The sequence below is a fragment of the Acidovorax sp. LjRoot66 genome (assembly GCF_964253305.1).
In the GTDB taxonomy this organism is placed as follows: domain Bacteria; phylum Pseudomonadota; class Gammaproteobacteria; order Burkholderiales; family Burkholderiaceae_C; genus Acidovorax.
Genome location: NZ_CAXUQU020000001.1, coordinates 5,094,023 through 5,114,550, shown reverse-complemented (window position 1 = coordinate 5,114,550; position 20,528 = coordinate 5,094,023). Strand labels below are relative to the sequence as shown.

At 67.7% G+C, this 20,528-nt stretch carries 20 protein-coding genes; 18 read left to right on the top strand and 2 right to left on the bottom strand.

Features of this window, described 5'->3' with window-relative positions:
- Positions 1-67: 67 nt before the first annotated feature.
- From ACSQ3Y_RS24065 to ACSQ3Y_RS24035, 7 genes are all read left to right on the top strand, one after another.
- Positions 68-736, top strand: a complete 669-nt coding sequence (locus ACSQ3Y_RS24065) for a GntR family transcriptional regulator (RefSeq protein WP_057263920.1) — start codon at positions 68-70, stop codon at positions 734-736.
- A 2-nt stretch (positions 737-738) separates the two neighbouring features.
- A complete protein-coding gene (locus ACSQ3Y_RS24060) occupies positions 739-2,244 on the top strand; it encodes a malonyl-CoA decarboxylase (RefSeq protein ID WP_436180166.1) in 1,506 nt (501 codons plus the stop codon).
- A 169-nt stretch (positions 2,245-2,413) separates the two neighbouring features.
- On the top strand, positions 2,414-3,409 hold the full coding sequence (locus tag ACSQ3Y_RS24055) for a Bug family tripartite tricarboxylate transporter substrate binding protein (protein ID WP_436179131.1): 996 nt from the start codon (positions 2,414-2,416) through the stop codon (positions 3,407-3,409).
- A gap of 222 nt (positions 3,410-3,631) precedes the next feature.
- Positions 3,632-4,456 (top strand): enoyl-CoA hydratase/isomerase family protein, encoded by an 825-nt coding sequence (locus ACSQ3Y_RS24050; RefSeq protein WP_436180165.1) that lies wholly within the window; start codon positions 3,632-3,634, stop codon positions 4,454-4,456.
- Positions 4,457-4,491: 35 nt separating this feature from the next.
- Positions 4,492-6,054 (top strand): malonate--CoA ligase, encoded by a 1,563-nt coding sequence (locus ACSQ3Y_RS24045; protein ID WP_436179130.1) that lies wholly within the window; start codon positions 4,492-4,494, stop codon positions 6,052-6,054.
- 30 nt (positions 6,055-6,084) lie between these two features.
- Entirely contained in the window at positions 6,085-6,465 is a 381-nt protein-coding gene (locus tag ACSQ3Y_RS24040) for a hypothetical protein (protein WP_436179129.1), read from the top strand.
- A gap of 219 nt (positions 6,466-6,684) precedes the next feature.
- Positions 6,685-7,389: an SDR family oxidoreductase gene (locus ACSQ3Y_RS24035; protein WP_436179128.1), complete on the top strand. Its 705-nt coding sequence runs from the start codon at positions 6,685-6,687 to the stop codon at positions 7,387-7,389.
- A gap of 7 nt (positions 7,390-7,396) precedes the next feature.
- On the opposite strand, the gene ACSQ3Y_RS24030 is transcribed toward ACSQ3Y_RS24035, so the two are convergent.
- Positions 7,397-8,893, bottom strand: a complete 1,497-nt coding sequence (locus tag ACSQ3Y_RS24030) for an MFS transporter (protein ID WP_436179127.1) — start codon at positions 8,891-8,893, stop codon at positions 7,397-7,399.
- 67 nt (positions 8,894-8,960) lie between these two features.
- Here ACSQ3Y_RS24030 and ACSQ3Y_RS24025 point away from each other — a divergent pair, with 67 nt between their 5' ends.
- Positions 8,961-9,902: a LysR family transcriptional regulator gene (locus ACSQ3Y_RS24025; RefSeq protein WP_436179126.1), complete on the top strand. Its 942-nt coding sequence runs from the start codon at positions 8,961-8,963 to the stop codon at positions 9,900-9,902.
- Positions 9,903-10,715: 813 nt separating this feature from the next.
- Here ACSQ3Y_RS24025 and ACSQ3Y_RS24020 read toward each other — a convergent pair.
- On the bottom strand, positions 10,716-11,159 hold the full coding sequence (locus ACSQ3Y_RS24020) for a universal stress protein (RefSeq protein ID WP_057206401.1): 444 nt from the start codon (positions 11,157-11,159) through the stop codon (positions 10,716-10,718).
- Positions 11,160-11,262: 103 nt separating this feature from the next.
- On the opposite strand from ACSQ3Y_RS24020, the gene ACSQ3Y_RS24015 reads away from it, so the two are divergent.
- The 10 genes from ACSQ3Y_RS24015 to ACSQ3Y_RS23970 all read left to right on the top strand — a co-directional run bounded on the left by ACSQ3Y_RS24015 (position 11,263) and on the right by ACSQ3Y_RS23970 (position 20,520).
- Complete coding sequence (locus ACSQ3Y_RS24015; RefSeq protein ID WP_436179125.1) at positions 11,263-13,674, top strand: heavy metal translocating P-type ATPase; 2,412 nt, start codon at positions 11,263-11,265, stop codon at positions 13,672-13,674.
- Positions 13,674-13,811: a cbb3-type cytochrome oxidase assembly protein CcoS gene (gene ccoS / locus ACSQ3Y_RS24010; RefSeq protein ID WP_007860012.1), complete on the top strand. Its 138-nt coding sequence runs from the start codon at positions 13,674-13,676 to the stop codon at positions 13,809-13,811. Before ACSQ3Y_RS24015 ends, ccoS begins: the two co-directional genes overlap by 1 nt.
- Before the next feature lie 62 nt (positions 13,812-13,873).
- Positions 13,874-15,316 carry a cytochrome-c oxidase, cbb3-type subunit I gene (gene ccoN, locus ACSQ3Y_RS24005; protein ID WP_057206397.1) on the top strand — a complete coding sequence of 481 codons (1,443 nt, stop codon included), beginning with the start codon at positions 13,874-13,876 and terminating at the stop codon, positions 15,314-15,316.
- 26 nt (positions 15,317-15,342) lie between these two features.
- The gene (gene ccoO / locus ACSQ3Y_RS24000) at positions 15,343-15,975 is read left to right on the top strand and encodes a cytochrome-c oxidase, cbb3-type subunit II (RefSeq protein ID WP_057206395.1); all 633 of its coding nucleotides are present in this window, start codon (positions 15,343-15,345) and stop codon (positions 15,973-15,975) included.
- Between the two features lie 10 nt (positions 15,976-15,985).
- Positions 15,986-16,123 carry a cbb3-type cytochrome oxidase subunit 3 gene (locus tag ACSQ3Y_RS23995; RefSeq protein ID WP_007860005.1) on the top strand — a complete coding sequence of 46 codons (138 nt, stop codon included), beginning with the start codon at positions 15,986-15,988 and terminating at the stop codon, positions 16,121-16,123.
- A gap of 50 nt (positions 16,124-16,173) precedes the next feature.
- Positions 16,174-17,094: a cytochrome-c oxidase, cbb3-type subunit III gene (ccoP, locus tag ACSQ3Y_RS23990; protein ID WP_057206391.1), complete on the top strand. Its 921-nt coding sequence runs from the start codon at positions 16,174-16,176 to the stop codon at positions 17,092-17,094.
- Between the two features lie 115 nt (positions 17,095-17,209).
- Complete coding sequence (ccoG, locus tag ACSQ3Y_RS23985; protein ID WP_436179124.1) at positions 17,210-18,667, top strand: cytochrome c oxidase accessory protein CcoG; 1,458 nt, start codon at positions 17,210-17,212, stop codon at positions 18,665-18,667.
- A 59-nt stretch (positions 18,668-18,726) separates the two neighbouring features.
- Positions 18,727-19,014 (top strand): FixH family protein, encoded by a 288-nt coding sequence (locus ACSQ3Y_RS23980; RefSeq protein WP_436179123.1) that lies wholly within the window; start codon positions 18,727-18,729, stop codon positions 19,012-19,014.
- Between the two features lie 160 nt (positions 19,015-19,174).
- Positions 19,175-19,471 (top strand): hypothetical protein, encoded by a 297-nt coding sequence (locus ACSQ3Y_RS23975; RefSeq protein ID WP_057206384.1) that lies wholly within the window; start codon positions 19,175-19,177, stop codon positions 19,469-19,471.
- A gap of 278 nt (positions 19,472-19,749) precedes the next feature.
- Positions 19,750-20,520: a helix-turn-helix transcriptional regulator gene (locus ACSQ3Y_RS23970; RefSeq protein ID WP_436179122.1), complete on the top strand. Its 771-nt coding sequence runs from the start codon at positions 19,750-19,752 to the stop codon at positions 20,518-20,520.
- Positions 20,521-20,528 lie beyond the last annotated feature (8 nt).

Genomic DNA, 20,528 nt, shown 5'->3' with positions numbered 1-20,528 from the left:
ACGTTGGCGGCAAAAGCCGGGGCCCTTGTGGGGCCTGGCAGCTGATTCACCCGGAGTTCACCCGCACATGCGCCTGGTATCCAATTCCCTGCACGATGAAGTCGCCTCGCGTCTGCGCGAGGAGATCTTTGCCGGCAAGCTGGCGCCGGGCAGCTTTCTGGACGAAGCGGCGCTGTGTGAGCGGCTGGAGATTTCGCGCACTCCGCTGCGCGAGGCGCTCAAGGTGCTGGTGGCCGAGGGTCTGCTGCGCCACGAGCCGCGCCGTGGCTGCTTTGTGGCCGAGGTCACGTCCAAGGACCTGGACGAGATATTCCCCGTGATCGCGCTGCTCGAAGGCCGCGCCGCGCACGAAGCCACGCGCCGCGCCAGTGCGGGCGACGTGGCTGCGCTGGAGGTGCTGCACCAGCGCCTGCAGGCGCATGCCGCAGCCGGGCGCATCCCCGAATACTACGCAGCCAACCACGCCATCCACGAGGCCTTCATCACGCTGGCGGACAACCGCTGGCTGGCCCAGGTGATCGGCGATCTGCGCAAGATCCTGCGCCTGGCGCGGCTGCAGCAGTTGCACGCGCCCGGGCGCCTGCAGCAGAGCCTGGCAGAGCACCTGGCGGTGTTTGCCGCCCTGAAGGCCCAGGACTGCGATGCCGCCGAGGAGGCCATGCGCACCCATCTGCTGCGCCAGCGCGAGGCCCTGCGCGACGTAGCCCGCACCCAGCAATCGAGGTTGACACCATGAACATGAACACTGCCCCCGAATGGATTGCCCGCAGCGTCTCGCGCCTGCGCTCCGCTGCACCCGCCAGCGACAAGCCCGCCGGTGACAAGGCCCCTGGCGACAAGCTTGCGCGAGCGGCCGCCGAAAAGGCCAACGTGACCGACGTGGTGGCCAAGGTGGCTGTTCCGCGCTCCACCAACGAACGCCTGGCGGCCACGCTGCGCCGCGGGCAGGAGGCCTTGTCGCCGCGTGCCCTGCGCCGCCTGCTGGCGGACCTGCAGGAGGTGGTGGCCCCGCAGGTGAGCGAGCTCGAAGGCGGGCGCCGCGCCCACGGCGTGGCCCAGTGGTATGCCGAGGCCGCGCCCGAGGAGCGGCGCGACATGTGGCTGCTGCTGTGCGAGCAGTTCGCACCCGATGCCACGCGCTTCAAGTCCGCCCGCCAGCGCTACGAGGCCGCAGCGGGCACGGCCGAGGAGGGCCAGGCAGAGATCAGCCTGCGCCGCGCCCTGGTGTCGCCGCGCACCCGCCTGCTGCAGCGCTTTGCGGTGGTGCCCGAAGGCATGCGCTTTTTGCTGGACATGCGTGCCGAGCTGCTGCCCTTGCTCAAGGCCGACAAGCGCCTGCTGCCGCTCGACGCGGAGCTGGAGCACCTGTTCTCGACCTGGTTTGACGTGGCCTTTCTGGAGCTGCGCCGGCTGTCGTGGGACTCGCCTGCCTCGCTGATCGAAAAGCTCATCAAGTACGAGGCGGTGCACGACATCCGCAGCTGGGCCGACGTGAAGAACCGGCTCGACAGCGACCGCCGCTGCTACGGATTCTTCCACCCGCGCCTGCCCAACGAGCCGTTGATTTTCGTGGAGGTGGCGCTGGTGGACCGCATCTCCAGCAGCATCACCCCGCTGCTGGACGAGGCCGCCGCACCGGCCGACCTGGCCAAGGCCACGACGGCCATCTTCTACTCCATCAGCAATACCCAGACGGGGCTGCGCGGCGTGAGTTTTGGTGATTCGCTGATCAAGCACGTGGTGGAGACGCTGACCGAAGAGTTCCCGCGCCTGCGCACCTTTGCCACGCTCTCGCCCATCCCAGGTTTCAGGGGCTGGCTGGCCAAGCATGCGGCACCCATGCTGGAGCGGCTGGACGACAAGCGCCGCGCCGAGCTGGGCCGCGCCGTGGGCTTCGAGCCGCCACAGGCCGCGCACCTGCTCACCGCACTCGAAAAGCCGCTGGACCTGGACGCCCGCTCGCCCGTGCGGCAGATGCTGCTCGAATGCGCAGCCCACTACCTGGCGCGCGAGCTGGCCGAGGGCAAGCCCGTGGACCCGGTGGCGCGCTTTCACCTGGGCAACGGTGCGCGCGTGGAGCGCCTGAACTGGGGCGGCGACCCCTCCACCAAGGGGCTCAAGCAGTCGTACGGGCTGATGGTCAACTACCTGTATGACTTGAAGCGCATCGACAAGCACCGCAGCATGCTGGCACAGGGCAAGGTGCCCGCATCGGGAGATATCGACAGCCTGTGCAAGGGCTGAATCGCGGCGTTGCCGCCCCTGTGTGCCACGTCCAGAGGGATAACCCGTAACCCCTGGGGCCGTGGTGTGCATGGGTGACACCCGTGTCGTGAGGCGGCGCTACCATGCGCCTTTTGTTGGTAAGTTTGGTTGGTAGTTTCATTTCTATTTTTATAAGACAGGAGACAAGATGAAAGACAACGACCTGCAGCGCCGCGACGTGCTGCGCGGTGCCGCTGCTGCGGCCGCCGCACTGGCCTGTGGCAGCAGTTGGGCCCAGGCGTCCGCATGGCCAAGCAAGCCGGTGACCCTGGTGGTGCCGTTCCCTGCGGGCGGGGGCACCGATGCCTTCGCCCGGCCCCTGTCCGCCCAGTTCTCCAAGACCGTCGGCAAGACCCTGGTCATCGACAACCGGGGCGGCGCGGGCGGCACCGTGGGCGCGAGTTTTGCGGCCAAGGGCGCGCCCGACGGCTACACCCTGTTCATGGGCGCCGTGCACCACGCCATCGCCCCGTCGATGTACCCCAAGCTCGACTACGACATCGAGAAGGACTTCATCCCCCTGGCCCTGCTGGCCAACGTGCCCCAGGTGGTCGTGGTCAACCCCAAGGCCGTACCGGTGGCCAACTTCCAGCAGTTCATCGACCACGTCAAGCGCAACCCCGCCAAGCTCAACTACGGCTCGGCCGGTGCCGGCACCTCGCACCACCTGGCGGGCGAGCTGTTCAAGCAGCAAACGGGCACCTTCATCACCCACATCCCCTATCGCGGCGCGGGCCCGGCCCTGCAGGATCTGATCGCGGGCAATGTGGACATGATGTTCGATGGCCTGGGCTCCTCGGCCACGCACATCAAGAGCGGCCGCATCAAGGCGCTGATGGTCTCGGGCAGCAAGCGCAACCCGGCCTTTCCCGACGTGCCCTGCGCCGCCGAGGTGGGCTTGCCCGACTACACCGTGACCACCTGGTACGGCCTGTGGGCACCCAAGGGCACGCCGGCCGACATCCAGGCGCGCATCGTGGAAGAGGTCAAGCGCATCGGCACGGCCGATGAGATCAAGACCATCTGGGCCAGCAACGGTGCCGATTACGGCACCCTGACCCCGCAGCAGTTCGGCGCCATGGTCAGCAGCGAAGTCAAGCGCTGGGCCACGGTGGTCAAGGCCTCGGGCGCCAAGCTCGACTAAGAAGGTGTGAACGAACCCGCCATGCCCGCTCATGCCTCCAAAACACGCGCGCTCGTCGTTGCAAATGCTCGCCATAGCCCGCGCTATGGCTGTGCTTTGCGCCTAGATCGCACGCGTTGTGGCGGCCTGCTCGGACACGCCGGGTCCATTCACACCTTCTGAACGCCCCCCAATTAGCGGCGAGCAGGGAAAGGCAATATGCAGGCAGTTGTATCAGCAGCGATGACAGCGGCGCAGGTAGTCGCGGCGCGCGCACCCGGCGCGGCCGGCGATGCTGGCGTGGTGCAAGTCGCGCTGCGCCACACCGGCCGGCTCAACGCCATGTCGCGTGCCATGTGGCAGCAACTGCGCGCGGTGTTCAAGGACATTCAGCGCAGCCACGAGGCGCGCTGCGTGCTGATCGAAGGCGAGGGCACGGCCTTCTGCGCGGGTGGCGATATTTCGGAATACCCGGGGTTTCGCTTCGACGCGGCGGCGCTGCGTGAATTCCACGAAGGCGACGTCTGGGGCGGGCTCTCGGCCATGCTCGACTGCGACGTGCCCATCGTCGCCCACATCGCCGGCGCCTGCATGGGCGCGGGCGTGGAGATTGCCAGCTGCTGCGATGTGCGCGTGGCCCATGCGGCGGCGCGCTTTGGCGCACCCATCGCGCGCCTGGGCTTTCCCATGGCGCCGCGCGAGGCGCAGTTGGTGGCCGGTGCCGTGGGCGAGGTCACCGCGCGCCAGATGTTGCTGGAAGCCGCCACCTTCGGCGCTGACGAGATGTTCGCGCGTGGCTTTCTGAGCCGCGTGGTGGCCGGTGCCGAAGACGCCCGCGCCGAGGCCCTGGCCAGCGCCTGCCGCATTGCGGCGCTGGCGCCAGGGGCCGCACGCTTGAACAAGCAGACCCTGCGTGCGCTGAAAGCGCCGCTGTCCATCGACCCGTCGCAGCACCACCCTGCTTCTTCCAGCCACCACCACGCCACAGACCCCTATGCCTATGCGGACAGCGCCGAACACCGCGAAGGCATCACCGCCTTTCTCGAAAAACGCCCCCCTGTGTTTTGAACCGCCGCTTTGTTGCCTATACGGATGACCGCACCATGAGTTCCACCCCTCAGCAAAACCTGTTCAGCGCCCTGCGCGCCGCCTTCCCCGCCGACCTGGCCAGCACGGCTGTGGAGACCTCCACCGCCGATGGCCGGCCGCTGCTCTACAGCTGGAGCGACCTCGACCGCGCCAGCGCCCGCATCGCCAACCTGCTGGTGTCGCTCAAGCTGCCCGAGGGCAGCCGCGTGGCCGTGCAGGTCGAGAAATCGGTCGAAGCGCTGCTGCTGTACCTTGCCACCTTGCGCGCGGGCTACGTGTTCCTGCCGCTCAACACCGCCTACCAGAGCGCCGAGATCGAGTACTTCATCGGCAACGCCGAGCCTGCCGTGGTGGTCTGCACGCCCGGCAACTTCGGCTGGGTGAGCAAGATCGCCTTCACCCAGGGCACGCAGCATGTCTTCACCCTGGGCGACGACCGCACGGGCAGCCTGCTGGATCGCGCCGCGCACCATGGTGACGAGCACACGCCCGTGCCGCGCTCGGCCGACGACCTGGCCGCCATCCTCTACACCAGCGGCACCACGGGCCGCAGCAAGGGCGCCATGCTCACGCACGGCAACCTGCAGTCCAACGCCGAAGTGCTCAAGGACTACTGGGGCTGGAAGCCTGGTGACGTGCTGATCCACGCGCTGCCCATCTTCCACGTGCACGGCCTGTTCGTGGCCATGCACGGTGCGCTGATCAACGGCAGCAAGATGATCTGGTTCAGCAAATTCGACCCCAAGGCCGTGCTCGCCGCCATGCCGCGCGCCACCGTCTTCATGGGTGTGCCCACGCTCTACGTGCGCCTGCTGGCCGAGCCGGGGCTCACCAAAGAGACCGCGAAGAACATGCGCCTGTTCGTCGCGGGCTCGGCGCCGCTCTTGATCGAAACTTTCAACGAATGGCAGCAGCGCACGGGCCACACCATCCTGGAGCGCTACGGCATGAGCGAGACCATCATGCTCACCTCCAACCCCTATGCGGCCGACAAGCGCCACCAGGGCCAGACCGAGCGGCGCGGCGCCACCGTGGGCTTCCCTCTGCCCGGCGTGGGCCTGCGCGTGGTGGACGATGCGAACAAGGGCCTGCCCGTGGGCGAGATCGGCGCCATCCAGGTCAAGGGCCCCAACGTCTTCAAGGGCTACTGGCGCATGCCCGAGAAGACGGCCGAGGAGTTCACGTCCGACGGCTGGTTCAAGACCGGCGACGTGGGCAAGGTCGATGAGCGCGGCTACGTGAGCATCGTCGGGCGCAGCAAGGACCTGATCATCAGCGGCGGCTACAACGTCTACCCCGCCGAGATCGAGGGCTACATCAACGACATGCCCGGCGTGGCCGAAAGCGCCCTGGTGGGCGTGCCTCACCCGGACTTCGGCGAGGTGGGCGTGGCCGTGGTCATCGCCAAGCCCGGTGCCAAGCTCGACGGCGAGGCCATCGTGGCGCATCTCAAGTCGCAGTTGGCCAACTTCAAGATCCCCAAGCGCTGCTTCGTGGCCGACGAACTGCCACGCAACACCATGGGCAAGGTGCAGAAGAACCTGCTGCGCGATCAGCACAAGGGCTTGTTCGCCTGAAGGGGTATGGGCGGCGCAGCCGCCGCTGCCGTGCGCGATCGAGAAGGGGCCTGCGGGCCCTTTTTTCATGCCCGGGTTCTCGCCGGCAGGTCGAAGAACCTGCGCACGTGCAGCTCCAGAAGCCGGCGCGCGGGTCACGCCGCAGCTGGTGCATTGGATTCAGGAAATGCGCCATATGCGCTGCCAACGTTTTTCCTCAGCGGCTACCCGTCGGTTGCCAGGGCCTGTGCCATCCTGGTGGGCCTGGTGTATGCCGTCATCGCGTTCGTTCAGTTGCCTGTGTCTCTGCTGGGCATGGTCGCACCCTGGATCGGCGTGCCGGAACTCACGTTGGTGCTGTCGGTGCTTGCGCTCAAGAGGTACGGCCGGGTGCTGGTTGTTGCACTGCTGGGCGCGCAAGACCCGCGCTGATGCGGCTCGAGGCATCGCACGGCGCACGCAGTGCGTCACGTCGCTTTTTCAGCGATCCGATCCGGCACCTTCCACCTGTCTCCGGTGTACTTTATCTACAGGTAGATGCTGCTGCCGCTACACCGGGCAGCGTGTTCTGAATGCTATTCTTTGGTGGAAGAAATCTCATTGCGACACCGTGGTGAGGGATCTGCCAAATAACGCACAGGAGAATCACACATGGCAGTAGAAAAAGTGGCCCTCATCACCGCCGGCGGCAGCGGCATGGGCGCGGCGGCGGCGCGCAAGCTGGCGGCCGATGGCTACCGGGTCGGCATCCTGTCCTCGTCGGGCAAAGGCGAGGCGCTGGCCGCCGAGCTGGGTGGCCTGGGCGTGACCGGCTCCAACCAGTCCGTGGAGGACCTCACCCGGCTGGTGGACCAGGCGGTGGCCGGCTGGGGCCGCATCGACGTGCTGGTCAACAGTGCCGGCCATGGCCCGCGCGCGCCGGTGCTGGAGCTGACCGACGAGCAGTGGCACACGGGCATGGATGTGTACCTGCTCAACGTGATCCGCCCGACGCGCCTGGTCGTGCCCCATATGCAAAAGCAGGGCGGGGGCAGCATCATCAACATCTCCACCGCCTGGGCGTTCGAGCCCAGCGCGATGTTCCCGACCTCGGCGGTGTTCCGTGCCGGGCTGGCGGCCTTCACCAAGCTGTTTTCCGACAGCTACGCCAAGGACAACATCCGCATGAACAATGTGCTGCCCGGCTGGATCGACAGCCTGCCGGCCACGGAAGAGCGCCGCCAGACGGTGCCGCTCGGCCGCTACGGCAAGAGCGCAGAAATCGCTGCCACCATCGCCTTCCTGGCGTCGGAGGGCGGGGCCTACATCACCGGCCAGAACCTGCGGGTCGATGGCGGGCTGACGCGCTCGCTCTGATCCTGGCTCAGGCGGTAGCGCGGATGCCGGCGGGGCCGGCGTTCACCACTGGCTGCGCCTGCTGTTCCATCGGCGCATCGGGCAACCAGCGGCAGGCCACCACGCCCAGCACGGCGACTGCGGCGGCACAGGCCCACACGGCCTGCAGCGCATGCGGTCCGGCACTGGCCATGGCCTCGGGGTGGTGCCCGGCCACCAGCGTGTGCAGCACCTCGGCGAACAGTGTGGTCAGCAGCGCCACGCCCACGGCACCACCCAGGCTGCGCAGCATGACCGGCACGGCCGTGGCGATGCCCATGAGCTGCAGGGGCGATGCGCGCTGCGACACCATGGTGATGATGGGGAACAGCAGGCCGATGCCCATGCCCAGCGGCAGCAGGCAGGCCGACAGCACCAGCGGCTGCGCGGGCGCCCATTGCATGGCGGCGGACAGCAGCACGAAGCCCAGCACCACCAGCGCGCTGGCGCCCATGCCCAGGTTGCGGGCCGGCACGCGGGCGCGCAGCAGGCGGCCGCTGCCGATGGCGGCAGCCGTCACCCCCGCCATCAGCGGCAACAGGTGCCAGGCAGCGGTGGTGGGCGCCAGGTGCAGGGCGGTCTGCAGGTAGGCGGGCATGAAGACCACGGCCGCATACAGCGCCACGCCGGTGACCAGTCCGATCATGGACGCCGCCGCATACACCGGCCGGCCGAACAGCGACAGCGGCACCAGCGGGTGCGCGGCCCGGCGCTGGCGCAGCACGAAGGCCACAGTGCACAGCGCGCACACGGTGCCCAGCACGGCGGCCGACAGCCAGTCGGGCAACTGCAGACGCTCGTGCTGTGTCATCAACAGGGCGCTGCACAGTGCAGCGGTGAGCAGCACCGCGCCCAGGTGGTCGATGGGCGTGCGCGGGCCCCGGGCCTGGCCGCGCAGCGTGGCCGCCAGGATGCCGAAGGCCACCAGCGCCAGCGGCACGTTCAGCCCGAAGGCCCAGCGCCAGGACAGGTGCTCGGTGAGCCAGCCGCCCGTGAGCGGCCCGAACATGGTGGCCACGCCATACACCGCGCCCAGCAGGGACTGGTAGCGCCCGCGCTCTGCCAGCGGAAACATGGCGGCCACGGTCAGCATGGTCAACGTCATCAGCCCCCCGCCGCCCGCGCCCTGCAGCGCGCGTGCCAGCACCAGCTGCAGCATGCTCTGGCTGGCCGCGCAGGCCAGCGAGCCCAGCAGGAACAGGCCGATGGCCAGCAGCAGCATGGGCTTGCGGCCATGCACGTCGGCCAGGCGGCCATACAGCGCAATCACCACTGTGGCTGCCAGCAGGTAGGCCGAGAAGGTCCAGGCCGGCGGCAGGCTGCCCGGCATGTCGCGGGCGATGGAGGGCAGGGCGGTGGAGAGGATGGTCTGGTCCAGCGCGGCCAGCACCAGCATGAGCATCAGCGCGAGCAGGGGCAAGGCTGTGGAGCGGGGCTGGGCCAGTTCAGGCGGCTGCGTGGCAAGCACGGGGTTGGATGTCGTCATGGCCGGCAGTGTCGCGGCGCTGCATGGTTCTGTACAGTGCAATGATCTGAACATACAGTTGCACGGCATGAAAACGTATGACCTCAACCTGCTGGTCGCGCTCGACGCGCTGCTGGCCACCGGCAGTGTGACGGCTGCTGCCGAGCGCGTGCACCTGAGCACCCCGGCCATGAGCCATGCGCTGGCCCGCATCCGCGAGGTGTTCGGCGATGCCATCCTGGTGCGCGCGGGCCGCCAGCTGGTGCCCACGCCGCGCGCCCTGGCGCTGGCCGAGCCCGTGCGCCAACTGCTGGCCCAGGCACGCGCGCTGCAGTCTCCGGGTGAGGGGCCGGGCGGCCTGGCGCAGGTGCGACGGCATTTTGTGGTGCGCGCGCCCGAGGGCATGGCCGTGGTCTACGGCGCGGCGCTGTCGCAAGCGCTTGCGCAGGAGATGCCGTTGGCCAGCCTGCAGTTTCTGGCCGAGAGCCACAGCGATCCCGCCGCATTGCGCGAGGGACGGGTGGACCTGGACGTGGGGGTGTTCCGCAGCCGCGACCCCGAGGTGGAGTGGCAGGAGCTGTCGCAGCAGCAACTGGTGGGTGCTGCGCGCGCAGGCCATGCCTTGCTCGCCAAGCCGCTGACCCCGGCACGCCTGGCCGCTGTGCGCCATGTGGGCGTGACGCTGCGGCCTGGTGAGCCCAGTACGCTGGACGATGCGCTGGCCGCGCTGGGCCTGGCGCGCCTGGTGGCGCTGCAGGTGCCCAGTGCCTTTGCGGCGCTGATCGCGGCTTCGCGGTCGGAGCTGGTGGCCTGTGTGCCTGAGCGGGTGGCGCGGGGTATGTCTCCGTCACTGAAGCTTGAAGTCTTTGCGTTGCCGTTGCCGTTGCAGAGTGACACTACGCGCATGGCGTGGCATCCGCGGTACAGCGCGGATGCGGCGCACCGGTGGTTGAGGGAGTGTTTGTTGAAGGTGTTGGATGATCCGTTGATCAAGGGGCCGGCGGTGAAGCCGGGGCGGAAGCGGAGGTAGGTGTTCTTCGTTTCATTGGTTGTTGTTGCTGCATGCTTGGTTTGAGGGCGGGAGCCGGGATGTGCGCCCGGCGGCGCACCTACTTTCTTTTGCGTCGCCAAAAGAAAGTAGGCAAAGAAAAGGCGACCCCCAGTCTGCGTCCCCCATCGCCCTGCCGGGCGATGGGGGCAGCCTGCGATGCTCGGAGCTTGGGTGGTGCCGATGAACTCGCTGCGTTCCCCCTGCGGGTGAACTCCGCTCAGACAGCATCGGCAAGCTAGATGACGAAGCGTGTGTGTCCTTCGGCACACACGCCCACCCCAGCTCCTGCGCTTCTCGGCGCAGCCAGCAGGGGTGGGGAGCGGGTACCACTCGGCTGCTGCTTCGCAGCTACGCCGGGTGTCGGTTACGCGCTGCGCGCTGCCGACGAAACTGGCACGATCGCCCTGGCGAGCCGAGCGCAGCGACGGACCATCAGGCCGAGCGAAGCAATGGCCCGTATGGAGCCCGCTCCCACCCCCTTCTGACCGTGCCGAGAAGCGCAGGGCCTGGGGTGAGCGCGTGCCGAAGGACACGCGCCTCGTTGTCTGGCTCGCCGAAGCTGTTTGACCGGAGCTGCCTCGCAGAGGCAGCGCAGGGAGTTCTTCGGCGTCACCCCAGGAACGAGCATCGCAGGCTGCCCCCTCGCCCCCGGGCGAGGGGGACACGGGCAGCGGGGTCGCCTTTTCTTTGCCTACTTTCTTTTGGCGAAGCAAAAGAACAGTAGGTGCGCCGCCGGGCGCACACCCCGGCCTCCGCCTTCGGTAAAAGCAAACGGCAACCACCGACAGCAAGCTACCTCAACACCAAAACAGGAATGTGCGAATGGGTCAACACATGCTGCGTCTCACTCCCCATCAACAACCGCTTGACCCCCTTGCGCCCATGCGATGCCATCACGATCAGATCCGCCTTGTGCTTCCTGGCCGCCGCGATGATCGCCTCGGCCACCAGGTCGGATTTGTGGACCACGGCCTTCACTGTGATGCCGCGTGCGCCACCGCGCGCCTTGACGGCATCGACCATGGCCTGTGCGGCATCGTTCCACTGCTGCTCGATGCGTTTCACGTCGCTCATCTCCACAGGCATGCCGCCTTCGAAGTAGCTGCGCGGGTAGCGCGGCACCACCTTGAGAGCGATGACGGTGGCCGATGTCAGTTCGGCCAGTCCAAGCCCATGGTCCACCGCCTTGTCGGACAGGGTGGAGCCATCGGTGGCGATCAGGATGCGTTGGTACATGGTGGTCTCCTTGCTTGTAGATAGTGCAAGCGTAAGGGCCATGATGTTCCCCGCCTTGATCCAGGTCAACAAGCCAACCGGGCTGCGGCGATAGGCTTGAGCCATGTCAAATGCCACCCCCAGCCCCGCAGATGCAAGCTCGCCGGTGGCCTCGCCACAGCAGCTGCACGCCACACTGCTCGACGATCCGCAGGAGTGGTCTTCCTTTGGCCGCCCCTGCGACCGCCGCGGAGCGCCGGTGGAGTCCGCCCCTGGGGACGCGCCCGCTTGGGAGTCGCATGTGGTGCTCTCGGGCATGCACTGCGCGGCCTGCGCCCTCAGCATCGAAGACGCGCTGCGCAGCGTGCCTGGCGTGCTGCAGGCCGATGTGAGTGCCGCCACGCACCGTGCGCGCGTGCTGTGGCAGCCCGCGCAGGTGCTGCCCTCCACCTGGATGGCCGCCGTGGCCCGTGCGGGCTACCAGGCGCTGCCGGCGATGGATGCGTTCGCACGCACCCAGCGCCAGCAAGAGAGCCGGCGCGCGCTGTGGCGCTGGCTGGTGGCGGGCTTTTGCATGATGCAGGTGATGATGTACGCGTGGCCCGCCTATGTGGCGCAGCCGGGCGATCTGTCGCAGGAGATGGAGACGCTGCTGCGCTGGGCCTCGTGGGTCATCACGCTGCCGGTGGTGTGCTTTGCCTGCGGCCCCTTCTTCGCCAGCGCGCTGCGCGACGTGCGCCTGCGCCGTGTGGGCATGGACCTGCCCGTGGCGCTGGGCATGGCCATTACCTTTGCCGTGAGCACGGCGGGCACCTTCGACCCGGCGGGCGTCTTCGGCAAGGAGGTGTACTTCGACTCGCTGACCATGTTCGTGTTCTTCTTGCTCACCGGCCGCTGGCTGGAGCTGCGCCTGCGCGACAGCACCGCCGGCGCGCTGGAGGCGGTGATGAACCGCCTGCCCGACAGCGTGGAGCGGCGCGGTGCCGATGGCGCTTTCACCCGTGTGGCCACGCGCCGCCTGGCGGTGGGCGATGTGATCCGGGTGCTGCCGGGCGAGGCCTTTCCGGCCGATGGCCGCATCACCGAGGGCAGCACGCAGGCCGACGAGGCCCTGCTCACCGGCGAATCCACGCCCGTGGCGCGCCCGCTGGGCAGCAGCGTTGTGGCTGGCAGCTACAACCTGCAGGCGGCGGTGCAGGTGCGCGTGGAGGGCACAGGCAGCGCCACGCGCTTTGCGCAGATCGTGGCGCTGATGGAAAGCGCCTCGCTGCAAAAGCCCCGCCTGGCGCAACTGGCCGACCGCGTGGCGCGGCCCTTTCTCATCGCCGTGCTGCTCGCCGCCGTGCTGGCCGCTGCGTACTGGTGGCCCAGCGATCCGGGCCATGCGCTGATGGTGGCGGTGGCGGTGCTCATCGTCACCTGCCCTTGCGCGCTGTCGCTGGCCACGCCGGTGGCCATGCTCACCGCTGCCGGCACCCTGGCACGCCATGGCCTGCTGGTGCGCAACCTGCAGGGGCTCGAAGCCCTGGCGGCGGTGGACACCCTCGTGTTCGACAAGACCGGCACGCTCACGCGCGACGGCATGGCCCTGCAGGGCGTGCACACCATCACCGGCCTGGCGCAGCACGATGCCCTGGCGCTGGCCGCCGCCCTGGCGCGCCAGTCCATGCACCCCGCATCACGCGCCCTGTGCGCGGCGGCGGATGGCGACGCCGGTCGCTGGGCCGCCACGGAGGTGTTGGAAGAAGCGGGGCAAGGCCTTACCGCCCGCGTGATCGACACCACCGGCGCGCTGGCCCCACGCCGCCTGCGCCTGGGCTCTGCGCGCCATGCGGGCGTGGGGCCAGGGCAGGGCGCCGACAGCGCGGCCCTGCAGGTGGTGCTGTCTGAGGAAACCGATGAGCCCGGCGCCGTCGCCGAACTGGCCCGCTTCACCCTGGCCGAAAGCCTGCGGCCCGAGGCCTGCGACGTGGTACAGGCGCTGCAGCGCGAAGGCGTGGCCGTGCACATGCTCTCGGGCGACCGCATGGCGTCGGTGCAGCGCGTGGCTGCGCAGGCCGGCATCGCGCACGCGCAGGGTGATTGCTCGCCAGGGGGCAAGCTCGCGGCGCTGCAGGCACTGCAGTCGCAGGGCCGGCAGGTCGCCATGGTGGGCGACGGGCTCAACGATGGCCCCGTGCTGGCCGGGGCCAACGTGTCCTTCGCCTTCGGCAGCGCCGTGCCGCTGGCGCGCTCGCGCGCCGACTTCGTGGTGCTGGGCGGCAGCCTGCAGCTGGTGCTGCAGGCGCTGCTGCTGGCACGCAAGACGCTGTGCGTGGTGCGCCAGAACCTGTGCTGGGCGGCCGCCTACAACGCGCTGTGCGTGCCGCTCGCGGTACTCGGCTACATGCCCGCCTGGCTGGCCGGGCTGGGCATGGCATTGAGCTCGCTGCTGGTGGTGCTCAATGCCTCGCGCCTGGCCCGGCTGGTGGGGGAGGCGAGGCCTGGGCAAGACGCTGCTTGTGCGCTGCCCAGGACCGCGCTGGAGACCGTGTGATGGACATCCTGTACCTGCTGATCCCCCTGTCCGTGGTGCTGGTGCTGCTGATCCTGGCCGGCCTGTGGTGGGCTGTGTACCGCGGCCAGTTCGAGAGCGTGGAGCAAGAGGGCGAGCGCATTCTCCGGAATGATTGACATGCGTCAATACCCACCGGGCTGTGCTGCAAGAAACTCAATGCAACACAAAGAGGTGCCCGATGGATTCAACGCAAAACACAGCTGCTGCGCACTACAACGACACGGTCGTGCGGCAGTTTTCTATCATGGCAGTGGTATGGGGGGTGGTGGGTATGTTGGTGGGCGTCATCATCGCCGCCCAGCTGGCCTGGCCTGAACTCAACTTCGGCATTCCGTGGCTCAGCTACGGGCGCCTGCGGCCACTGCATACCAACGCCGTCATCTTCGCCTTTGGCGGCTGTGCGCTGTTTGCCACCAGCTACTACGTGGTGCAGCGCACCTGCCAGGTGCGGCTATTTGCCGCACCGCTGGCGGCCTTTACCTTCTGGGGCTGGCAGCTCGTGATCCTGGCGGCGGCCATCAGCCTGCCCATGGGCTACACCTCGGGCAAGGAATACGCCGAACTCGAATGGCCCATCGACATCCTTATCACGCTGGTCTGGGTGTCCTACGCCATCGTGTTCTTCGGCACCGTAGGCATGCGCAAGGTGCGCCACATCTACGTGGCCAACTGGTTCTTCGGCGCCTTCATCCTGGCCGTGGCCATCCTGCACCTGGTCAACAGCGCCGCGGTGCCTGCGGGCTGGATGAAGAGCTACTCGGCCTATGCCGGGGTGCAGGACGCCATGGTGCAGTGGTGGTACGGCCACAACGCGGTGGGCTTCTTCCTGACCGCCGGCTTCCTCGGGATGATGTATTACTTCATCCCCAAGCAGGCCGGCCGCCCGGTGTACAGCTACCGCCTGTCCATCGTGCACTTCTGGGCGCTGATCTTCACCTATATGTGGGCCGGCCCGCACCACCTGCACTACACCGCGCTGCCCGACTGGACGCAATCGGTGGGCATGGTGTTCTCGCTGATCCTGCTGGCGCCCAGCTGGGGCGGCATGATCAACGGCGTGATGACCCTGTCGGGCGCCTGGCACAAGCTGCGTGACGACCCCATCCTGCGCTTTCTGATCGTGTCGCTGTCGTTCTACGGCATGTCCACCTTCGAGGGCCCGATGATGTCCATCAAGACCGTCAACGCCCTGAGCCACTACACCGACTGGACCGTGGGCCACGTGCATTCGGGCGCCCTGGGCTGGGTGGGCCTGATCTCCATGGGCTCGCTGTACTACCTGATTCCCCGCCTGTTCGGCCGCGAGAAGATGCACTCCGTGCCGGCCATCGAGCTGCACTTCTGGATGGCCACCGTGGGCATCGTGCTGTACATCGCCGCGATGTGGATCGCCGGTGTCATGCAGGGCCTGATGTGGCGCGCCATCAACCCCGACGGCACGCTCACCTACACCTTCGTCGAAGGCGTCAAGGCCACCTACCCCTTCTACGTGGTGCGCGTGCTCGGCGGCCTGCTGTACCTGGGCGGCATGCTGGTCATGGCCTGGAACGTGTGGGCCACCGCCATCGCCGGCCGCTCGGTCAAGGTCGCCATCCCTGCAGTGCACGCTGCCCACGCCTGAGCAGCACGTACGGAGAGCTTTCATCCATGTCTGACAACAAGACCCCCGCGACCACCGGTTTCAGCCACGAAAAGGTGGAGACCAACAACTTTTTGATGATCGTGCTGATCCTGCTGGTGATCGCCATCGGCGGTCTGGTAGAGATCGTGCCGCTGTTCTTCCAGAAGTCCACCACCGAGGCCGTCAAGGGCGTGGAGCCCTATACCGCCACGCAACTGATCGGGCGCGATATCTACATCCGCGAGGGCTGCTACAACTGCCACTCGCAGATGATCCGCCCCTTCCGCGCCGAGACGCTGCGCTACGGCCACTACTCGGTGGCCGGCGAGTTCGTGTACGACCACCCCTTCCAGTGGGGCAGCAAGCGCACGGGCCCCGACCTGCACCGCGTGGGCGGAAAGTACAGTGACGAGTGGCACCGCATCCACCTGACCAACCCGCGCGACCTGGTGCCCGAGTCGAACATGCCCGCCTATCCCTGGCTGGAGAAGACACCCGTCGACACTGCCGTTGCAGCCCCCCGCATGAAGGCACTGCGCACCGTGGGCGTGCCCTACACCGACGGGCAGATCGCCGACGCGGCCGCCGAGCTCAAGGGCAAGACCGAGATGGACGCCCTGGTGGCCTACCTGCAGGTCATGGGCCGCGCGCTCAAGTAAGGAGTTTGAAATGGACATCACCACCATGCGCATCGTCGCCACTCTGGCTTCCCTTGCGTGCTTCATCGGCATCTGGGTCTGGGCCTACCTGGGCAGCAACAAGGACCGCTTCGACGAAGCGGGCCGCGTGCCCTTCGAGCACGAGTGACCTTGCCTGCCTCAAGAACAACGACAACCACATGAACAAGAGAGCACCCCATGAGTGACTTCACCAGCAATTTCTGGTCGGTCTTCGTGACCGCCGTGACCCTGGGCGGCATCGTCGCCTGCGGTCTGCTGCTGTGGATGGCCGGCCGCAAGAAGGTCATGGCCACCGCTGACAACACCACGGGCCACGTCTGGGACGAAGACCTGGTCGAGATGAACAACCCCCTGCCGCGCTGGTGGGTGTGGCTGTTCGTCATCACCATCGTCTTCGGCCTGGCCTACCTGGCCGCCTACCCGGGCCTGGGCACGTTTGCCGGCAAGCTCGGCTGGACGCAGCTGGGCGAGTACCAGGCCGAGATGGACAAGGCCAAGGCCGAGCTGGCGCCGCTGTACGCCCGCTTTGCCGACATGAAGCCCGAGGACATGGCGCGCGACCCGCAGGCCCACGCCATTGGCGAGCGCCTGTTCATGAACAACTGCGCGCAGTGCCACGGCTCCGACGCACGCGGCAGCAAGGGCTTTCCCAACCTGGCCGATGCCGACTGGCTGCACGGCGGCGCACCCGAGAAGATCCGCGAGACCATCGCGCAGGGCCGCATCGGCGTGATGCCGCCCATGGCGGCCGCCGTGGGCTCGCCCGAGGACGTGCGCAACCTTTCGCACTACGTGCTGAGCCTCTCCAAGAGCCCGCACGACTCGCTGCGCGCATCGCTGGGCAAGTCCAAGTTTGCCGCCTGCGCCGCCTGCCACGGCATGGACGGCAAGGGAAACCAGGCCCTGGGCGCCCCCAACCTCACCGACGACGTGTGGCTGCACGGCTGGGGCGAAGCCGCCATCACCGCCATGATCAACAACGGCAAGACCAACCAGATGCCCGCCCAGGCCGAGAAGCTGACCGAGGCGCAGATCAATGTGCTGGCCTCCTACGTGTGGAGCCTCTCCAACAACGGCGCTGCAGCCGCCGCGCGATGACCGTGTGACCTGAACCCTGGCGCAAAGGCTTCGCCGCCATACGGCGGGGCCGTAGCGCGCCGGCCGGTGCATGCCCCAAAGGGCATTGCGATCGGCCCCCTATTCGAGAACTGCCATGAAGCCACCCAGCGGGCCTGCCCGCAAGGTCATTCCCATCACCCCGGTCGCTGCCGCCCCTGGGGGCAGCAGCGACTCAGCGGCCGAAGTCGTGTCGCTGTACGAGGCGCAAAAGAAGATCTACCCGCGCTCCATCAGCGGCACCTTCGCCCGCTGGCGCTGGGCCATGGTGGCCCTCACGCAGCTGGTGTTCTATGTGGTGCCCTGGCTGCAGTGGGGCGAGCGGCAGATGGTGCTGTTCGACTTGGGCGCACGGCGCTTCTACCTGTTCGGGTTGGTGCTGTACCCGCAGGATTTCATCTACCTCACCGGTCTGCTCATCATCAGCGCGATGTCGCTGTTTTTGTTCACCACGGTGGCGGGGCGCCTGTGGTGCGGCTTTGCCTGCCCGCAGACGGTGTACACCGAGATGTTCATGTGGATCGAGCACAAGGTGGAGGGCGAGCGCAGCGCGCGCCTGCGCCTGGATGCCGGTGGCTGGACCTGGGAGAAGATCCGCAAGAAGTCGGTCAAGCAGTTCCTCTGGATCAGCGTGGCGCTGTGGACGGGCTTCACCTTCGTGGGCTATTTCGTGCCCATCCGCGCACTGGGTGCCGAGTTGCTGGCGCTGCAGGGCAGCTGGCAGATCTTCTGGGTTTTGTTCTACGGCTTTGCCACCTATGGCAATGCGGGCTACATGCGCGAGCAGGTGTGCAAATACATGTGCCCGTATGCACGCTTTCAGAGCGCCATGTTCGACAAGGACACTCTGGTCGTCAGCTACGACCTGGCGCGTGGCGAACCCCGGGGCCCGCGCAGCAAGACCGTGGACCACAAGGCCAAGGGTCTGGGCGACTGCATCGATTGCACGCTGTGCGTGCAGGTCTGCCCCGTGGGCATCGACATCCGCAACGGCCTGCAGTACGAGTGCATCGGCTGCGGCCTGTGCGTGGACGCCTGCAACACCGTGATGGACAAGGTGCACTACCCGCGCGGCCTCATCCGGTATGCCACCGAGAACGCCGTGGCGGCCCGCTGGAGCGGCGCGCAGATGCTGCGCCGCGTGCTGCGGCCCCGCGTGCTCATCTACAGCGCCATCCTGCTCGCGCTGTGCGTGGGGCTCACGGCCAGCCTGGCACTGCGCACCGCCTTCAAGGTCGACGTGGTGCGCGACCGTGCCGCGCTCTCGCGCATCGTCGCGGGTGGGCAGCTTGAGAACATCTACCGCCTGCAGATCATGAACGCCACCGAGGCCGGCCAGCGCTACCGCATCGGCGCGCACGGGATCGATGGGCTCACGGTGGCGTCGGAGGCCGAAGTCGAGATTGGCGCCGCCGAATCGCGCTGGGTGGCCGTGCGCCTGCAGATCCCGTACGGCTCTGCCACGCCCGGCTCGCATCCCGTGCAGTTCGAGATCGAGGCCCTGGGTGGCGGGGGCCATGTCACCGAGAAGTCGGTCTTCCTGGTGCCGCGCTGACCGTGCCCGCCAGACGCTGCCGCCCCTTTGTTGTCCTTGTCCGTCAGGAGTAGTACCCCATGCCATCCCCTTCCGTCGCCGCACCGCCCGCTGCCACCCCCGCGTCTGCTCCCTGGTGGAAATTCGGCCATGTCTGGCTGGTCATTTCCGGCCCGGCCATCGTCGTCGTAGCGGGCTTCGCCACGCTGTGGATCGCCATCGCCCGCCCCGACCCCGTGGTGGCGGAGGACTACTACCAGCAAGGCATCGAGATCAACAAGACGCTGGAGGACAACCCCAGCAGCCTGGCCCCCGCCATGAAGGCGCGCAACCATGCGGCCACGCCCGAGCAGGACAGGCCGCGCTGAAAGCGGCGCAGCCTCCAAACAACGAAACACCCAACGAGCAAAGCGGTTTTGAATTCGATCGGATAACTAGGCGGGGAGCCGCAGACAGTGCTGTAGCACGGCAAGGCTCCCCAACGACGTTAGCCGATTGAAGGCAAAACCGTAACAAGGAGACAAGCCCATGAGATTGCAGCGACTGATGTGGATCGCCTGGCCCGCCTTTCTGACGGCCGGCGTGCTGGAAATGCTGGTCTTTGCCTTCGTGGACCCACAGGACATGCACTGGTTCGGCCAGCCCTTGGCCCTGTCGCGCGAGGGCGTCTACACCATCGCCTTCTTCGTGTTCTGGCTGGTGACCATCGCATCGAGCGCGCTCACCACGCTGCTTTCCATGTCGCCGTTCGAGGTCAACCGCTGCCCGGTGCCCGTGACCGAGCGGCCGGCGGATTGCGCACGGCATAGGATTGACACCCCCTGAGTCGCTTCGCGCCTTCCCCCTCTCTCGCCTCGCTGCGCGAGTCGGGAGTGGGACGCCCCCAGCGCGGCGGGGCGGCCCTTGCGCGGGGGCACTGGCCTTTGCCGCGCCAGTTTTCGTCAGCGGGGGCATGGCCAGGTTGTTGGCCGATACCGAGACCCAGAGCGAGATCGTGTAAGGGAAAGCGAGCCTGGCACAGCTCTTGAATGCGGGCAGTGATGTCCCTACAGTAGCGGGCAGGCCAGCACCATCGCTGTGCCTAAGCCTCGCACCCTCCCGCCATGTACCTGAGCCACGCCCGCGTAGAAATGCTGTCCCGCCTGATGGGCCGGCTGGAGGCTGCCGAACTCCCGGCGAGCGCCCCGCTGCGCCTGGCCGTGGGCAGCGACCTGCTGGCCCTGCTGCAGGCCGACCATTTCGCCTCGTACGCCTGGGACGACGGCGCCCAGCGCTTTGGCGACCGCGCCTCCATCCACATGGACGACGCCAACCTGCAGGCGTACGAGGCGTACTACCAGTACCGCGACCCCATCACCCACCAACTGCGCCAGCGCCGCGAGCCCACCCTGGTCACGCAGATCCTGCCCCAGCAGGAACTGATGAAGACCGAGTTCTTCAACGACTTCCTGGCCCGCGACGGCCTGCACCACGGCGTGAACCTCTTTGCCTGGGACGGCGGGCGCAACCTCGGTGACCTGCGCATCTGGCGCAGCCGCCAGCGCGGGCCGTTCGACCGCGACACGCTGGACCTGCTGCGGCTGGTGCAGCCGGCGTTCACCGGCGCGCTGCGGCGGCTGGGCGCGCGGCCGGCGGACACGGCGCCGGTCGCACCTGTACCCGCTTCACCCGACCCCTGGCAAGGCCTCAACGGCCGCGCCCGCGAAATCGCCCAGGCGCTGTGCGCGGGCTGGCCCGACAAGAAGATCGCCGCCGAGCTGGGGATTGGCTACTCGACGGTGCGCACCCATGTGGATGCGCTATTCGAGCGGTTCGGGGTGCATAACCGGACGGAGTTGGTGCAGAGGCTGCTGGGGGCGAGGCAGTCCCACTGAGGCTGTCC

Excerpts from the sequence above, each read along its gene's own strand:
- ACSQ3Y_RS23980 (WP_436179123.1), top strand. The coding sequence starts at position 18,727 with ATGCCATCCCCTTCCGTCGCCGCACCGCCCGCTGCCACCCCCGCGTCT.
- ccoO (WP_057206395.1), top strand. The coding sequence starts at position 15,343 with ATGTCTGACAACAAGACCCCCGCGACCACCGGTTTCAGCCACGAAAAG.
- ccoP (WP_057206391.1), top strand. The coding sequence starts at position 16,174 with ATGAGTGACTTCACCAGCAATTTCTGGTCGGTCTTCGTGACCGCCGTG.
- ACSQ3Y_RS23995 (WP_007860005.1), top strand. The coding sequence starts at position 15,986 with ATGGACATCACCACCATGCGCATCGTCGCCACTCTGGCTTCCCTTGCG.
- ACSQ3Y_RS24030 (WP_436179127.1), bottom strand. The coding sequence starts at position 8,893 with ATGACGACATCCAACCCCGTGCTTGCCACGCAGCCGCCTGAACTGGCC.
- ACSQ3Y_RS24055 (WP_436179131.1), top strand. The coding sequence starts at position 2,414 with ATGAAAGACAACGACCTGCAGCGCCGCGACGTGCTGCGCGGTGCCGCT.
- ACSQ3Y_RS24015 (WP_436179125.1), top strand. The coding sequence starts at position 11,263 with ATGTCAAATGCCACCCCCAGCCCCGCAGATGCAAGCTCGCCGGTGGCC.
- ACSQ3Y_RS24050 (WP_436180165.1), top strand. The coding sequence starts at position 3,632 with ATGACAGCGGCGCAGGTAGTCGCGGCGCGCGCACCCGGCGCGGCCGGC.
- ACSQ3Y_RS24060 (WP_436180166.1), top strand. The coding sequence starts at position 739 with ATGAACACTGCCCCCGAATGGATTGCCCGCAGCGTCTCGCGCCTGCGC.
- ccoS (WP_007860012.1), top strand. The coding sequence starts at position 13,674 with ATGGACATCCTGTACCTGCTGATCCCCCTGTCCGTGGTGCTGGTGCTG.
- ACSQ3Y_RS24025 (WP_436179126.1), top strand. The coding sequence starts at position 8,961 with ATGAAAACGTATGACCTCAACCTGCTGGTCGCGCTCGACGCGCTGCTG.
- ACSQ3Y_RS24065 (WP_057263920.1), top strand. The coding sequence starts at position 68 with ATGCGCCTGGTATCCAATTCCCTGCACGATGAAGTCGCCTCGCGTCTG.
- ccoN (WP_057206397.1), top strand. The coding sequence starts at position 13,874 with ATGGATTCAACGCAAAACACAGCTGCTGCGCACTACAACGACACGGTC.
- ACSQ3Y_RS23975 (WP_057206384.1), top strand. The coding sequence starts at position 19,175 with ATGAGATTGCAGCGACTGATGTGGATCGCCTGGCCCGCCTTTCTGACG.
- ACSQ3Y_RS24020 (WP_057206401.1), bottom strand. The coding sequence starts at position 11,159 with ATGTACCAACGCATCCTGATCGCCACCGATGGCTCCACCCTGTCCGAC.
- ccoG (WP_436179124.1), top strand. The coding sequence starts at position 17,210 with ATGAAGCCACCCAGCGGGCCTGCCCGCAAGGTCATTCCCATCACCCCG.
- ACSQ3Y_RS23970 (WP_436179122.1), top strand. The coding sequence starts at position 19,750 with ATGTACCTGAGCCACGCCCGCGTAGAAATGCTGTCCCGCCTGATGGGC.
- ACSQ3Y_RS24035 (WP_436179128.1), top strand. The coding sequence starts at position 6,685 with ATGGCAGTAGAAAAAGTGGCCCTCATCACCGCCGGCGGCAGCGGCATG.
- ACSQ3Y_RS24045 (WP_436179130.1), top strand. The coding sequence starts at position 4,492 with ATGAGTTCCACCCCTCAGCAAAACCTGTTCAGCGCCCTGCGCGCCGCC.